This window comes from Delftia sp. WSY_16 (genome assembly GCF_043104415.1).
Taxonomy (GTDB): Bacteria; Pseudomonadota; Gammaproteobacteria; order Burkholderiales; family Burkholderiaceae_C; genus Comamonas; species Comamonas tsuruhatensis.
The window spans coordinates 1,021,614-1,034,977 of record NZ_JBICKS010000040.1; the positions used below are offsets into that span (position 1 = coordinate 1,021,614).

Sequence of the window (13,364 nt, forward strand, 5' to 3'; positions counted from 1 at the left end):
CCGCGAGTCGCCATAATCGGCCCTTGCCCCTGGCAGCCATCCCCAGATTTACATCACAGACCCAGCAGGAAGACCCCATGCCGATCCAATCCATTCTGAAATCCACCGTGGTGGCACTGGCGATCGTGGGCAGCGGTTCGCTCTTTGCGCAGGGCGCGCCCCTGAACACAGCGGCGTTCGACGCCCTGATTGCGCAAGGCCCCGTCGCCGACGCCGCGACCATCGCATCGAGCACCTGGGCCAGCAAGATCAAGCAGGCCGGCACGCTGCGCCTGGGCAGCACCCAGACCTCCAATCTGTTTTCCCTGCTCAACGAGAAGGACGGCAAGATCCGCGGCTTCGACGCAGGCCTGGCCCAACTGCTCACGCGCTACATCCTGGGCGATGCCTCCAAGTACCAGTTCGCGCAGGTCACCTCGTCCACGCGCGAGCAGGTGCTGATCAACAACCAGGCGGACATGGTGATTGCCACCTACTCCATCACCCCTGCCCGTGCCGAGAAGATCTCGTTTGCCGGCCCCTACTACACCTCGCAGGCCGGGGTGCTGGTCAAGGCAAGCAACAAGACCGTGCAGTCGTACAGCGATCTGGGCGGCAAGAAGGTCGCCACGCAGGCCGGCTCCACGGGGCCTGCCATCCTGGCGCAGCACGCGCCCAAGGCGGTCGTGCAGGAGTTCCAGACGCACCAGGAAGCGCTGGACTCCCTGCGCCAGGGCCGCGTGGACGCCTATGTGACCGACTACACCCTGCTGCTCAACACCCTGAGCCTGGGCACCGGCGACGCGCGGCTGGCGGGCGCGCCCTTCGGCACGCAGGATTCCTATGGCATCGGCCTGCCCAAGGGCTCGGACGGCGTGGCCTTCATCAACGCCTTCCTGAAGAAAATCGAAGCCGACGGCACCTGGGCCAAGCTGTGGACCATCTCCATCGGCCAGCGCACCGGCAGCACGGCCGTTCCCACGCCGCCCGCCCTGCCCTGAGCGATGGGTGACGTCTCCAGACTCCTCGCCGACCACGGGCCTGCCTTCTGGCAGGCCCTCTTGCTGACCTGGAAGCTCACCGCGTTCTCGTTCCTGCCCGGCTTCCTGCTGGGCGTGGTCGTCACGGTGCTCAGGTTGCTTCCGCTGCCGCCGCTGCGCTTCGTGCTGACCGCCTACGTCGAGATCTTCCGCAACATCCCCAGCGTGGCGCTGCTGATCTTCATCGTGTTCGCGCTGCCCGATCTCAACGTCGTGATCGACTATGAGCCCAGCGTGGTCCTGGCCCTGGCGCTGGTGTGTTCCGCGTTCACGGCGGACTATCTGCGCGCGGGCATCAACACCATTGCCGGCAGCCAGATCGAGGCCGCGCTCAGCCTGGGCATGCGGCCCATGCAGATCATCTCGGCCGTGGTGCTGCCGCAGGCGCTGCGCTCGGTGGTGCAGCCGATGACGTCGCTGCTCATTGCGCTGATGCTGTCCACCTCGCTGGCATCCCAGGTGCCGCTGGCGGGCCGGGAACTCACCTCGCTCGTGTCCAAGATCGCCAACGACTCCGCTGCCGGCATGGCCGCCTTCGCCGTGGCCGCCGCGATGTACGTGGCCACCGGATTGCTGATCGCCTGGGCGGGCGCCATCCTGGAAAAGAAGCTGCGGATACTGCGATGAGCCGTTCTCTGGAAGACATTCTGTTTGGCGCACCCAGCCCGCAGGCCCGGCGGGTCACGCAGGTGGCCAGCCTGATCGCGGCGGCCCTGCTGCTGGCGCTGGCCGCGGGCATCGCGCTGCGCTTTCATTCGGCAGGCCAGCTCGAGGCCCGGTTCTGGGAATTCTTCGCCTGGCCCACCACCTGGGCCTTTCTGGCCAAGGGCCTGCTCGGCACGCTGGCATCGTCGGCCATGGCCGCCGTGATTGCGCTGGCCCTGGGGCTGGTGCTGCTGGCGGGGCGCCTGGCGCGGCCCCGGCTCGTGCGCTGGCCCAGCGTCGCCGTCATCGAATTCCTGCGCGGCACGCCCACGCTGCTGCTGATCTATGTCTGCTTTCTGGTGCTGCCCGCCGCCGGCATCAAGCTGAGCACCTACTGGATGCTGACCCTGCCCATAGGCCTGAGCACCGCCGCCGTGGTGGCCGAGGTCTACCGCGCGGGCGTGCTTGCCGTGCCCCGCGGCCAGACCGATGCCGCGCGAAGCCTGGGACTGACCGAGGTACAGGTCTTCCGGCTCGTCGTCTTCCCCCAGGCGGTGCGCTTCATCGTGCCGGCGCTGGTCGCGCAACTGGTCATCGTGGTCAAGGACACCACCTTCGGCTACATCGTCACCTACGGCGAGCTCATGCAGAACGCCAAGGTGCTCATTGCCAACTACCACGCGCTGGTGCCCGTGTACCTGGTGGTGGCGGTGCTCTACTGCCTTGTGAACTACGCGATATCCAGGGCGAGCAGGCGGCTGAACCGGCCCGTGCACTGAGGCCCGCCAGTGCCTGCCCTCAGGGAAGGCTCAGATCCATGCCGAGCATCCTGGCAAGGCCGAAGGTGAAGGCCAGCACGCACAGCAGCAGCAGCGTGAAGACGGCAGCGATCTTGCCGCCCGCAATGAGCAGCTCGCGCCTATCCGCCCCCTTCTTCTTGCCTTGGTCGTAATGCCACTTGATGGCGAAGAACATGGCCGTGCCGAACACGAGCGCCTTGAACGTGACGAAGACTACGGGGATCCAATCGATCATTTTGAGAACTTCCAGCCAATGACTTGGCACTGTCCACGGTGGGGAGCCCCCTCCCGGACATGAGAGGCAGAGCGTCAGCGACGGCCATGCAAGCACGGTGCTGCCACACCTTGTGGCGCATACTACCCAAAAGCAATTTCCATACATGAACCCAAACATCGCTGCTGAAAACCATGCAAGATGACTCTTTGCCAAGCTGGCTGCCGCGCCTGGCCGTGCAGCGCGGCCCCCGTTTTCTGCAGATTGCGGATGCCTTGCAGGCAGCGGTGGCGGACGGATCGCTGAAACCGGGTGACCGCCTGCCTCCGCAGCGCCTGCTGGCAGCGCAGCTGGATGTGGACCTGACGACCATCACCCGCGCCTACGACGAGGCCCGGCGGCGCCACCTGCTGGAGGGACGCGGCGCGCGAGGCACCTATGTCGCGGCGCCGAAGGTCGAATGGAGCTCGGTGCTCGACCTGAGCATGAACACCCCGCCGCCGCCCGAGGGCGTGGACTTCGACGACATGCTCAAACAGGGCTTGTCACAGGTATTGATGAGGGCCGATGCCCAGCTGCTGATGACCTACCACCTGGGCGGGGGCAGCGACTCCGACCGCAAGGCCGCAGCCCAATGGCTGGAGCCGATGTTTGGGAGTCTGGATGACCGGCAGATCGTTGTCTGCCCCGGGGCGCAGGCGGCGATCGCCGCCCTGATTCTTGCGCTGACCGCGCCGGGCGACGTGATCCTGGCGGAGCCCGCCAGCTATCCCGGCCTGCGTGCCGCAGCGGCCCAGTTCGGCCGGCGCATCCTGGCGGTGCAGGCGGACAGGCAGGGGATGGTGCCGGAGATGCTGGAGCAGGCCTGCCGCGAGCACAGGCCGGCGCTGGTCTACCTCAATCCGACACTGCAGAACCCGACCGCCATCACCATGTCGGAAGGCCGGCGCAAGCAGCTGGCCAGCGTGGCCAGGCGCTGCCAGGTGCGCATCGTCGAGGACGACCCCTACTGGCTGCTGGCCGACGCCCCGCCGCCGCCCATTGCCGCATTCGCCCCGCAGCAGGTGTACTACATCTCGACCCTGTCCAAATGCCTGACGCCCGGCCTGCGCGTGGCCTTCGTGCTCATGCGCGACCCGCATGAACGCCAGCGCTTCCTGGTGGCGCTCAGGTCCTTTGCGCTGATGGCCACCCCCGTGACGGCCGCGCTGGCCACGCAGTGGATCCTCGATGGTTCGGCCGGGCAATTGATGGACGGCGTGCGCAAGGAGGCGCGCCTGCGCCACCGGATGGCCAGGGACATCCTGGCGGGGCGGTACAGCGGCGCCGGGGACGGCCTGCATGTATGGCTGGAGCTGCCGGGGTACTGGACTTGCGCCCAGCTGGCACGTGCCGCCGACAGCGAGGGCATCGCCGTCACGCCCGCGCAGGCATTCGCCACCGGCAGCGAATCCGTGAATGCCATCCGCATCTCTCTGGGCAGCATCAAGGACCGTGGACGCCTGCACGCCGGTCTTCAACGGCTGTCCCATCTGCTTGCACGGCTGCCGGAGTCGTTCAGCGCTGCCGTGGTGTAGCCGCGCCGGTCGCGGGAGCGCGGCTTGCGGCCGCAGCCGCAGCCGCAGCCGCAATCGCAGCCGCAATCGCAATCGCGAGCGCAGCCACGACCAGCACTGCCGCGACTGCGAACGTGATCCGCATCGCGTGGGCAATGGCCCCGGGATGCGCCGCGGCGATGTCGGCCGTCCCTGACGCGAACGCGAACACCATCCCCATCACGGATGCCCCGGTGACGAGCCCGAGGTTGCGCGACAGCCCGAGCATGCCCGACATCACGCCACGCTGGTCCGCAGCGACATCGGCCATGACGGCCGTGTTGTTGGCGGCCTGGAACAGCTGGTAGCCAGGGGTCAGGACGGCGATGGCGGCAACGTAGCCCGCAACACCGAACATCGCCGCAAGCACGGACAGGGCGAATGCGCCCGCCGCCATGGCGATGAGTCCGGCGATGACCATGGGGGCAGCGCCCAGGCGATCGACGACACGGCCGGCCGGGACACCGCTCAGGATGGCGATGAACGGGCCCACCGACATCACGAGCCCGACCGTGGTTTCGTCAAGCCCGAGCCCGCGAGACAGATAGAACGGCCCGACCACCAGCGTCGCCATCATCACCGTCGAGACGAGCGCATTCATGGCCAGGCTCGCGCTGAAGCCCGGATCGCGGAACCGCTCCAATCGGATCAATGGCGATGCGGCTGCCGCCTGGGCCCTCGCGAAGAGCACGACGCCGAAGGCCGCGGCCGACAGCAAAGCCCCGTTGAGCGAACCGAAGCTTGCGCGCCCCAGCGTCATGGCGAGTGCATAGGCCACAAGCGTCAGAGCGAGCAGCAAGGTGCCCAGGTGGTCGAAGCGCGCCCGATCCGCCTGCGCCCCTTGGCGATGCACGGGCAGGTATCGATGCGCGAGAAGGAATGTCAGGACGCCCAGCGGCAGGTTGATGAGGAAGATGGCCCGCCAGCCGGGTCCGGCGATCAGATATCCGCCGAGTGCTGGACCGAGGGTGGTGCCCATCGCGGACATCGTTCCGAGCAGGCCCATCGCGCTACCGGTCCTCGCCTTCGGAACCGTCTCGGCGACCAGCGCCATGGAGAGGGCCATCATGATGGCCGCGCCCAGGCCCTGCACCGCCCGGGCGGCAATCAGCAGCCAGAGATTGGGAGCCAGGCCGCAAAGGACCGAGGCCAGCGTGAACAGGACGATGCCGGCCAGCAGCAGCCGTCGGCGGCCCAGGACATCGCCCAGCCGGCCGGCGCTGACGGTCAGGGCGGTGATGGCCAGCAGATAGGCCAGGACGATCCACTGGACCTGCTGGAAGGACGCGTTGAACGCCTGCGCGAAGGTGGGCAATCCCACGTTGGCGATGCTGGTGCCCAGCGAGGACAGCAGCATGGACAGCGAAAGGCTGGCCAGCACCCACCGGACCGGCGGCCCCTGTTGCGCACCGCCGGCCCCTGCCCCACCTACCCCACCTGCTCCGGCACCGATCGGTTTCGACGTGGACTTCATCTTTGGCGACTCCCATATTCAAGTTCTCAGGAGCCTAGTGCCGTGCCTGGCATGGCGGAAGGCGCACTGCTCTCACTTTATTCATGCGTTTGACGCCATGTCACTACCCGCTGTGCTACGGTCAATCCATGCCGAAGCCCGATCTCAACCTGCTTGTCACCCTGGATGTGCTCCTTGCGGAGGGAAACGTTGCGCGCGCGGCCCAGCGGTTGCGGCTGAGCCCGTCGGCAATGAGCCGGGCGCTGGCGCGGCTGCGTGAGACCACCGGCGATCCGCTGCTGGTCAGGGCCGGGCGGGGTCTCGTTCCCACACCGCGAGCGCTTGAGCTGCGCGAGCGGGTCAGCCAGCTGGTGCAGGACACGGAAGCTGTTCTGCGCCCTGCCGGGCAGCCCGACCTCGGACAAATGGTGCGCACGTTCACGCTGCGCACCAGCGAAGGCTTCGTGGAGAATTTCGGACCGGACCTCATTGCCCGCGTGGGCCAGCAAGCGCCCGGCGTACGGCTTTGCTTCGTGCAAAAGACCAACAAGGACAGCGGCCCGCTTCGCGACGGGACGGTCGACCTGGAAACCGGCGTTGTCGCAAGCACGATAGGTCCGGAGGTGCGCGCGCAGGCGCTGTTCCGAGACCGTTTCATCGGCGTCGTGCGCCAGGGCCATCCGCTGAGCCAGGGCGAGATCACACCCGCGCGCTATGCGAGCGGCAGGCATATCCTGGTGTCCCGGCGGGGGCAGGAAAAGGGGCCCATTGATGAAGCCTTGAATGCGCTCGGCCTGCAGCGGCAGATCGTTGCGACCGTCGGCGGCTTTTCCAGCGCGCTGGCCCTGGCCCGCGCCAGCGACCTGATCGCCAGCGTTCCCGAACGACACACCGGCAACCTGCGCGCGCAAATGCACAGCTTCCCCCTTCCGGTCTCCATGCCGCAGATCACGGTTTCATTGCTCTGGCATCCCAGGCTGCATGCCGATGCTGCGCACCGCTGGCTGCGCGGGTGCGTACGGGAGATTTGCGCAAAGGCTGATTCGCCATGAGCGCCCGCAGCCAGCGGGCTGCCATCGCCGCTGCCATGCACCCATGCAGATACCCATGCAGATGGGCCAGCCCATCTGCAGACCAAGGCTGACCAGCGCCAGATGCAGCAGGCGCTGGAGGCCGGGATGGTTACATATGCAACAACGGGTTGCACACCTACGTGGACCGTCCCGCGCAGGCCATACCATCGCCGGCCTACAACACAGAAAGGCGCGAGGTTATGCAGGAGAGTTCTCTGGAGTGCTTCCTCTATCACAGTCAGTTGGCACCAGGGGCCGACACCACCTGCATCGCGGGCATCATCAAGACCGCACGCTCGTTCAACGGGTCGGCCGGGATAACGGGCATGCTGGTTTTCGACGGGGAACGTTTCTTTCAGTATGTCGAAGGGCCGGCACGGCAATTGGGTTTGCTGGTGGAGTCCATCTCGCGCGACGAAAGACATATCAACTTCACGCCGATGTTCCCGCAAACGCGCATTGATCAAAGGCGTTTCGCCAAGTGGTCCATGGCCTATGTGATTGTGGAAGATACAGAACATCTGGGCACGATTTCCAAGCTTGAAGGCCCTGGTGCGCTGGCCAAATTGCAGGAGCTGTTGCCGCTGCTGGATGTTCAGTAATTCCTTGGGCCAAAGCGGAGCGGGATTTTCATGATGTGGGTTCACTGAGGCAGGAAATCGATGCTCACCCGTTGGACTACCGAATCCGAGAAAGAGCAACTGCTCGGACTTCAGACCGCTGAAATCCTGGACATGACCGCCAGACGGGAATTTCAGCGCATCACCCAGCTGACCAGCCAGATGTTCATGGTGCCGATTGCCATCATCACGGTTCTGGACGAGCACAGGCAATGGTTCAAGGCGCCCGTAGGTGTGGACATGGACGGCAGCCTGCGCACGGACGCCTTCTGCGACCACACCATCAGAAACGAAGGAATCATGGTGATTCCTGACACGCACCTTGACCGCAGGTTCTCAGGCAATGCGCTGGTAACCGGCCCACCGAACATCAGGTTCTATGCCGGCGTTCCCCTGATCATGAAATCCGGCCATGCCATCGGCAGCCTGTGCATCATCGATACCCGACCCAGAACCTTCTCTGAAGAGCAAGGCCGGCAACTGGCCGCCATGGCTGCGATAGTGCAGGCTCAGATCCAATACCATCACAGCATTGGAAAAGTAGACGAGGTCACGGGCTTGCACAATCGCTCGCAGCTCCAGTCCGACCTGAACAGCCTTTGCATTGTGGCCCCGCAGGAGGCACGCAGCCTGGTATTGATGGAAGCGATCAACCATTGCAGCCTGCTGGAAATGAGCAATGCGCTGGGCTTGAACTATGTCGAGCAGCTCCTGCGTGACATTGCGAAGGCCGTCACGGACATGACGGGGCCGCACGCAACCGTGTACCACGTGGGCCTGGCCAGGTTTGCCTGGATCATCAGCGCGGGCAGGCAAGAAGATGAAGAGGCCCTGGTCAGGCAATTGCTGAAACACCTGCAAAAGCCCATCACCAGTGCCGATCTCCGGTTCGAACTTCAGCCCCGGGCAGGCGTGGTGCGGTTCCGCCTGGCCCAGGCCGAGGTCGATGATGTCATTCGCAAGGCCATGGTGTCCGTGCAGCAGGCTGGCCACAACCATCGGTCACTTCACCGCTATGAGGAGAACGAGGACAGCCGCCAGCGAAGATCCTATCGGCTATTGCGGGACTTTGGGCATGCGCTGGACAAGGGGCAGCTGCGGCTGGTGTACCAGCCCAAATTCGACAACCGCAGTTTCAGCTGCAAGGGGCTGGAGGCGCTCATCCGCTGGAAGCACCCGGAAATGGGGGAAATCCCGCCCAGCGAATTCATCCCCCTGGTGGAAGCCACGCCGTTGATCCATGGCCTGACGCGGTTCGTGATCAAAACGGCGCTGGCGCAGGTTGCGGCCTGGAAAGCGGAAAGTCTCGACCTCCAGGTCTCCATCAATGTCTCGCCGCGCAATCTGGACGAGGTCGATTTTCCGGACTACCTCAACGCCATGTGCAGTCAATATGGCGTTGCCCTGGAAAATATCGTGATCGAGTGCACCGAAAGCGATGTGCTGACAGGCCATGGCACGGTCCAGGCGCTTCAGCACATCAGAAAACTCGGAATCCAGGTCGCACTGGATGATTTTGGTGCCGCCTACTCCAATCTTGCGTCACTCAAGAATCTGCCTGCCGAGATATTGAAGATAGACCGCTCCATGGTCTGCGACGTAGATACCAATGAACGGGCGCTGGCCGTGCTCAAATCCATCATGACCATGGCCTCGGACCTTGGCTACCGCCTCGTGGCAGAAGGCGTTGACAGCGCCGAAGTCTTCGATCTGCTGGTTTCGCTGGGGTTCGATGAGATACAGGGCTACTATTTCAGCAGGCCCATGGAGGCATCGGAAATCAGGAAATTCGTCGAAGAGCGCAATCGATACGCACAGGGGAAATGAAGGGCCTTGGCCATGGCATGCCGGGCGCAGGCGCAGGCAATTGGCGGGACGACTGTAGGCAGTCTCCTCACCGTGGCGCTGGATCGGCTGACATGGCTTTGCTTGGTTTTCCGATCTCGCCGCTGCCGGGCTGCGCTCCTAATGAGGGCTTCAAATTTTGTTTTCCAGGAGTTCTCTATGACAGGTCTCAAGACGCTGAAGATGGGTTTGATCGCAACCGCGCTGATCGCAGCCACGGCCTCGACCAGCTGGGCACAGCCCGTGGCGGGCACCACCACCTTGGGCGTGGCGGCCACCGAAGTCCAGGCCGTGGCCACGGGCTGGAGCCTGAAGAAGTCCGTGCTGGGCAAGAGCGTCTACAACGAGGAAGGCAAGGCCGTGGGCAAGATCGACGACGTGATCGTCGCACCCGACAAGGCGGTCTCCTACGCCATCGTCGGCGCCGGCGGCTTCCTGGGCATGGGCAAGCATGACGTGGCCATTCCGGTGAACCAGTTCCGCGTGGAAAACAACAAGATCACGCTGCCCGGCGCCACCAAGGACGCGCTGAAGGCGCTGCCCAAATTCGAGTACGCCAAGAAGTAAGCCGGGCGCGCGCCCTGCTTCTTTGACAAGCCCTGCGTTGCAGGGCTTTTTCGTGGGCGGCCGTGCAGGACCATATGATCGCGGCGGATCAGATTCATACCAAAAAATATCCGCGAGTCAATGAAAACAATCGTCGCCGTATCCTTGGGAATATCGCTGTGCATTCAGGCATTGCCCTGCCTTGCAGACAACAGCAATGGAAAGCAGCTCTACCTGTCCAGATGCGCCATGTGCCACGGGGCAGACGCCAAGGGTACGGGCCCGCTGGCCAACAAGAGCAATCCACCCACCCCCGACCTGGCGACCGCCGCGTTCAGAAAAAGGCTCCATGACTATCCGGGCGTGATCGTCTCGTCCGTCATTCTTCGCCCCAATGGCGACCTGATTCCCAGGACCTTGCGGGAAAACGGGGTGAAGGTGCCGCCCCATGCCTGGACCGTGAAGGATTTCCGCGACCTCAATGAATACTTCAGTGGCCTGGTTGCGAAGAAGTAGCCCTATATATCGAGTTTCTGCGCGCGCATATGCTCACGCACCGCATCGACCAGGATGCTGGCCAGCCGGTCCACGGGCGCTGGCGCATCGAGCGTGGCACGGCCCAGGATCAGATCCATGGACGGCAGGGCCGGCAGGCCCAGGGCCTGCGCATCCAGCGGCTTGACGTGCGCGGGCAGGCCGAACGGCGTGCGCACGGACAGGCCCAGGCCTGCAGCCGTGGCGGCCCAGACGGCGGACAGGCTGGCACTGTTGAAGGCATGGCGCCAGGCCATGCCCTTCTTGTCCAGCGCAGCCGTCACGATGTCCCGCAAGGGGCAAGGCGCATCGAGCATGGCCAGGGGCAGCACGTCGTCGTCCTGCGCTGCACCACTGCGCCAGCGTGCCCAGCCGGCGTCGGCCGCGTCCATGGATGCCGGGCCAATCCACTGGAGCGGCAGCCGCATGATGTGCTCCCCATGCACGCACGCGTGGTTCACGCCCGCATCCCATAGCAGGGCCAGGTCGAATTGCCCGAGGGCGATGCGCTCGCGCAGTTCATCGCTGCGGGCCACGCTGGCTTCGATGCGCACATGGGGATGGGCGCGCGCGAACTGCCCCAGCACATGGGGCAGCACGCTTTCGCCCAGGTCTTCCTGCAGGCCCAGGCGCACCAGGCCGCGCAGTTCGCTGCCGCGCACGGCCGCCACGGCGCGGTCGTTGAGTTCGAGCAGGCGCAGCGCGTAGCCGCGCAGGGTTTCTCCGGCCTCCGTCAGCACCAGCCCCCGGCCGGACTTGCGCAGCAAGGGCGTGCCGCATTGGGATTCCAGCTTCTTGAGCTGGGCGCTGACGGCCGAGGTGGAGCGGCCGAGCTTGTCCGCGGCGCGGGCAAAACTGCCCAGTTCGACGCCGGTGCAAAACGTGCGCAGCACATCCAGGTCATAGAGCACACGTGTCATTGCCAAGCCTTCATCGTGCTGAAAAACTGGATTGTAGATACGAAATTATGTGATTTTCAGGATGGTTGGGACTGACCATACTGCCGGCCATGACCTCTTCTTCCGCCGGCCGCAGCGCCAATCCCAGCCCCTTGGCTTCCCCCCACCCGCCCCGCCACCGATGGAAGGTGCTGGCCGCTGGCGTCATCGCCAACGCCGCGTTTTCCGTGGCTTTCAGCGGCATCCCCATGACGGCCATCCTCATGCGTTCGGGCTACCCGCTGGACACGCAGACGCTGGGCCTGGCGCTGGGGCTGATGGGCCTGGGCATTGCGCTCAGCGAACTGCCCTGGGGCCTGCTGACGGACCGCTGGGGCGACCGGCCAGTGCTGCTGCTGGGCCTGTGCGGCACGGCCTTGGCCCTGGCGGCGATGGCGCTCTGGGCCTCGCCATCGCCGGACCATATCCCTTCGTTCGGCCTGCTGGCCGGCGGGCTGGTGCTGGTGGGCCTGCTGGGCGGCAGCGTCAACGGTGCCAGTGGCCGGGCCGTCATGGGCTGGTTTGCCGAAGGCGAGCGCGGCCTGGCCATGAGCATCCGCCAGACCGCCGTGCCCTTGGGCGGCGCCATTGGCGCCCCCTTGCTGACCGGCCTGGCCACGCATGCAGGCTTTGCCGCCGTCTATGGCGTGCTGGCGGCGCTGTGCCTGGCGGCGGCGGTGTTTGCAGCGCTGTGGATTCAGGAGCCACCGCATGCACCGGCCTCAGGCAAGGCCGCTGCGCCAGGCCGGGCCGGGCCATCCGCGCCAGGGCCCCTGCGCGATCGGCAAGCCTGGCGCATGGCCGCCGGCATCGGCATCCTGTGCGCCCCGCAGTTCGCCGTGCTCTCGTTCGGAACGGTGTTTCTGCATGACCATGCCCACCTGGGGCTGGGCGTGGCGGCGGCCGTCATGTCGGTCGTGCAGCTCGCCTCCATGGCCCTGCGCATCTGCAGCGGCCGCTGGACTGACAGGCGCCAGAACCGCCCGGCCTTTCTGCGCGCCTGCTGCCAGCTCACCCTGGCGTTGTTCGCGGGCATGGCGGCCCTGAGCTGGAGCAGCCATCCGGGCGCATCGGCAGTGTCGCCCGCCATGGGCCTGGTGCTGATGGTGATGCTGGGCGTGTGCGGTATCTGCGTGTCCGCCTGGCACGGCGTTGCCTACACGCAGCTGGCCGGGCTGGCCGGCGCGGCCCGCGCGGGCACGGCGCTGGGCATGGCCAATACCTCGGTGTTCGCGGTGTGCTTCCTGGTGCCGCTGGCCATTCCGCACTTGCTGTCGGCCCAGGGCTGGGGGCTGGTCTGGGCCTGCGCGGCGGCCTGCGCGGGCTGGGCCATGCATCTGTTTGCACGGGCCGGGGCGGCCGGCAACCCCGGGGCCACGCAGGGGGCGTTATTGAACGAGAATACCGGCTGTCTTCCCACGGCCTCCTCGCACCGACCATGACCATCGCCCACTGGCTTGTTTTCTGCGGCGTCTCGCTGCTGATGTGCTTCACTCCCGGCCCGGCTGTGCTGCTGGCCATCTCCAACTCGGTGGACGTGGGCGCCAGGCGAACGGCCCTGAGTTCGCTGGGCAGCTCGGTGGGCATCTTCGTGGTCTCCGGGCTGGCCATGATCGGCATGGGCACCATTCTCAGCATGTCGGCCCACGCATTTCTGGTCATGAAGGTGGCAGGCGCCATGTACCTGATCTGGCTGGGCGTCAAGCGCTGGCGCAGCAAGGACGCGCTGCTGGGCAGCGACGCCGGCCTGGCGCCTGCCCACCGGCGTGAACGCGGGAACTGGCAGCTGGTGGCGCAGGGCCTGGGCGTGTCGCTGACCAATCCCAAGGCCATCCTGTTCTTCTCCGCGCTGTTCCCGCAATTCGTCATCCCGGGCGAGCCGCTGCTCACGCAGTACCTGGTGCTGACCACCACGTTCGCGGTGTGCGCCCTGATCTCGCACGCCTGCTATGTGCTGCTGATCTCCATGATCAAGGGCCACGTGCTGGCGCACGCCAGGCTGTTCAACCGCATCGTGGGCGGCACCTTCATCGCGCTGGGCCTGGGATTGCTCAGGACGCGGCACAAGCTGGGCTGAGTGCG

The 13,364-nt window shown here is 65.6% G+C and carries 14 protein-coding genes; 11 read left to right on the top strand and 3 right to left on the bottom strand.

The window, feature by feature from the left end:
• Positions 1 to 77: 77 nt before the first annotated feature.
• Genes ACF8O7_RS24320 through ACF8O7_RS24330 form a run of 3 tightly spaced genes read left to right on the top strand, consistent with a single transcriptional unit; the run spans position 78 to position 2,443 of the window.
• The gene (locus ACF8O7_RS24320; protein ID WP_016446387.1) at positions 78 to 980 is read left to right on the top strand and encodes a glutamate ABC transporter substrate-binding protein; all 903 of its coding nucleotides are present in this window, start codon (positions 78 to 80) and stop codon (positions 978 to 980) included.
• Positions 981 to 983: 3 nt separating this feature from the next.
• Positions 984 to 1,646, top strand: coding sequence for an amino acid ABC transporter permease (locus ACF8O7_RS24325; RefSeq protein ID WP_034348097.1), 663 nt, complete (start codon positions 984 to 986; stop codon positions 1,644 to 1,646).
• Entirely contained in the window at positions 1,643 to 2,443 is an 801-nt protein-coding gene (locus ACF8O7_RS24330) for an amino acid ABC transporter permease (RefSeq protein WP_016451468.1), read from the top strand. The genes ACF8O7_RS24325 and ACF8O7_RS24330 overlap by 4 nt, the downstream gene beginning before the upstream one ends.
• Before the next feature lie 19 nt (positions 2,444 to 2,462).
• Here ACF8O7_RS24330 and ACF8O7_RS24335 read toward each other — a convergent pair whose 3' ends face one another.
• On the bottom strand, positions 2,463 to 2,699 hold the full coding sequence (locus tag ACF8O7_RS24335) for a hypothetical protein (protein ID WP_016446390.1): 237 nt from the start codon (positions 2,697 to 2,699) through the stop codon (positions 2,463 to 2,465).
• Positions 2,700 to 2,872: 173 nt separating this feature from the next.
• Here ACF8O7_RS24335 and ACF8O7_RS24340 point away from each other — a divergent pair, with 173 nt between their 5' ends.
• The gene (locus ACF8O7_RS24340) at positions 2,873 to 4,255 is read left to right on the top strand and encodes a PLP-dependent aminotransferase family protein (protein ID WP_209802024.1); all 1,383 of its coding nucleotides are present in this window, start codon (positions 2,873 to 2,875) and stop codon (positions 4,253 to 4,255) included.
• Here the strand turns inward: ACF8O7_RS24340 and ACF8O7_RS24345 are convergent.
• Complete coding sequence (locus ACF8O7_RS24345; protein WP_392444464.1) at positions 4,236 to 5,747, bottom strand: MFS transporter; 1,512 nt, start codon at positions 5,745 to 5,747, stop codon at positions 4,236 to 4,238. The genes ACF8O7_RS24340 and ACF8O7_RS24345 overlap by 20 nt on opposite strands.
• A gap of 128 nt (positions 5,748 to 5,875) precedes the next feature.
• On the opposite strand from ACF8O7_RS24345, the gene ACF8O7_RS24350 reads away from it, so the two are divergent.
• The 5 genes from ACF8O7_RS24350 to ACF8O7_RS24370 all read left to right on the top strand — a co-directional run bounded on the left by ACF8O7_RS24350 (position 5,876) and on the right by ACF8O7_RS24370 (position 10,326).
• The gene (locus tag ACF8O7_RS24350) at positions 5,876 to 6,778 is read left to right on the top strand and encodes a LysR family transcriptional regulator (RefSeq protein ID WP_392444466.1); all 903 of its coding nucleotides are present in this window, start codon (positions 5,876 to 5,878) and stop codon (positions 6,776 to 6,778) included.
• A 149-nt stretch (positions 6,779 to 6,927) separates the two neighbouring features.
• Positions 6,928 to 7,401 (top strand): BLUF domain-containing protein, encoded by a 474-nt coding sequence (locus ACF8O7_RS24355; RefSeq protein WP_223275322.1) that lies wholly within the window; start codon positions 6,928 to 6,930, stop codon positions 7,399 to 7,401.
• A 60-nt stretch (positions 7,402 to 7,461) separates the two neighbouring features.
• The gene (locus ACF8O7_RS24360) at positions 7,462 to 9,246 is read left to right on the top strand and encodes a bifunctional diguanylate cyclase/phosphodiesterase (protein ID WP_133074062.1); all 1,785 of its coding nucleotides are present in this window, start codon (positions 7,462 to 7,464) and stop codon (positions 9,244 to 9,246) included.
• A gap of 177 nt (positions 9,247 to 9,423) precedes the next feature.
• Complete coding sequence (locus ACF8O7_RS24365; RefSeq protein ID WP_016446396.1) at positions 9,424 to 9,831, top strand: PRC-barrel domain-containing protein; 408 nt, start codon at positions 9,424 to 9,426, stop codon at positions 9,829 to 9,831.
• Positions 9,832 to 9,951: 120 nt separating this feature from the next.
• Positions 9,952 to 10,326, top strand: a complete 375-nt coding sequence (locus ACF8O7_RS24370; RefSeq protein ID WP_016446397.1) for a cytochrome c — start codon at positions 9,952 to 9,954, stop codon at positions 10,324 to 10,326.
• Positions 10,327 to 10,328: 2 nt separating this feature from the next.
• Here the strand turns inward: ACF8O7_RS24370 and ACF8O7_RS24375 are convergent, their stop codons facing one another.
• A complete protein-coding gene (locus tag ACF8O7_RS24375) occupies positions 10,329 to 11,264 on the bottom strand; it encodes a LysR substrate-binding domain-containing protein (protein WP_016446398.1) in 936 nt (311 codons plus the stop codon).
• A gap of 89 nt (positions 11,265 to 11,353) precedes the next feature.
• On the opposite strand from ACF8O7_RS24375, the gene ACF8O7_RS24380 reads away from it, so the two are divergent.
• Together ACF8O7_RS24380 and ACF8O7_RS24385 are read left to right on the top strand one after the other, a co-directional pair.
• A complete protein-coding gene (locus ACF8O7_RS24380; RefSeq protein ID WP_392444468.1) occupies positions 11,354 to 12,724 on the top strand; it encodes an MFS transporter in 1,371 nt (456 codons plus the stop codon).
• Positions 12,721 to 13,359 (top strand): LysE family translocator, encoded by a 639-nt coding sequence (locus tag ACF8O7_RS24385; RefSeq protein ID WP_016451462.1) that lies wholly within the window; start codon positions 12,721 to 12,723, stop codon positions 13,357 to 13,359. Before ACF8O7_RS24380 ends, ACF8O7_RS24385 begins: the two co-directional genes overlap by 4 nt.
• The last annotated feature ends 5 nt before the right edge of the window (positions 13,360 to 13,364 follow it).

Excerpts from the sequence above, each read along its gene's own strand:
- ACF8O7_RS24320 (WP_016446387.1), top strand. The coding sequence starts at position 78 with ATGCCGATCCAATCCATTCTGAAATCCACCGTGGTGGCACTGGCGATC.
- ACF8O7_RS24325 (WP_034348097.1), top strand. The coding sequence starts at position 984 with ATGGGTGACGTCTCCAGACTCCTCGCCGACCACGGGCCTGCCTTCTGG.
- ACF8O7_RS24330 (WP_016451468.1), top strand. The coding sequence starts at position 1,643 with ATGAGCCGTTCTCTGGAAGACATTCTGTTTGGCGCACCCAGCCCGCAG.
- ACF8O7_RS24335 (WP_016446390.1), bottom strand. The coding sequence starts at position 2,699 with ATGATCGATTGGATCCCCGTAGTCTTCGTCACGTTCAAGGCGCTCGTG.
- ACF8O7_RS24340 (WP_209802024.1), top strand. The coding sequence starts at position 2,873 with ATGCAAGATGACTCTTTGCCAAGCTGGCTGCCGCGCCTGGCCGTGCAG.
- ACF8O7_RS24345 (WP_392444464.1), bottom strand. The coding sequence starts at position 5,747 with ATGAAGTCCACGTCGAAACCGATCGGTGCCGGAGCAGGTGGGGTAGGT.
- ACF8O7_RS24350 (WP_392444466.1), top strand. The coding sequence starts at position 5,876 with ATGCCGAAGCCCGATCTCAACCTGCTTGTCACCCTGGATGTGCTCCTT.
- ACF8O7_RS24360 (WP_133074062.1), top strand. The coding sequence starts at position 7,462 with ATGCTCACCCGTTGGACTACCGAATCCGAGAAAGAGCAACTGCTCGGA.
- ACF8O7_RS24365 (WP_016446396.1), top strand. The coding sequence starts at position 9,424 with ATGACAGGTCTCAAGACGCTGAAGATGGGTTTGATCGCAACCGCGCTG.
- ACF8O7_RS24370 (WP_016446397.1), top strand. The coding sequence starts at position 9,952 with ATGAAAACAATCGTCGCCGTATCCTTGGGAATATCGCTGTGCATTCAG.
- ACF8O7_RS24375 (WP_016446398.1), bottom strand. The coding sequence starts at position 11,264 with ATGACACGTGTGCTCTATGACCTGGATGTGCTGCGCACGTTTTGCACC.
- ACF8O7_RS24380 (WP_392444468.1), top strand. The coding sequence starts at position 11,354 with ATGACCTCTTCTTCCGCCGGCCGCAGCGCCAATCCCAGCCCCTTGGCT.
- ACF8O7_RS24385 (WP_016451462.1), top strand. The coding sequence starts at position 12,721 with ATGACCATCGCCCACTGGCTTGTTTTCTGCGGCGTCTCGCTGCTGATG.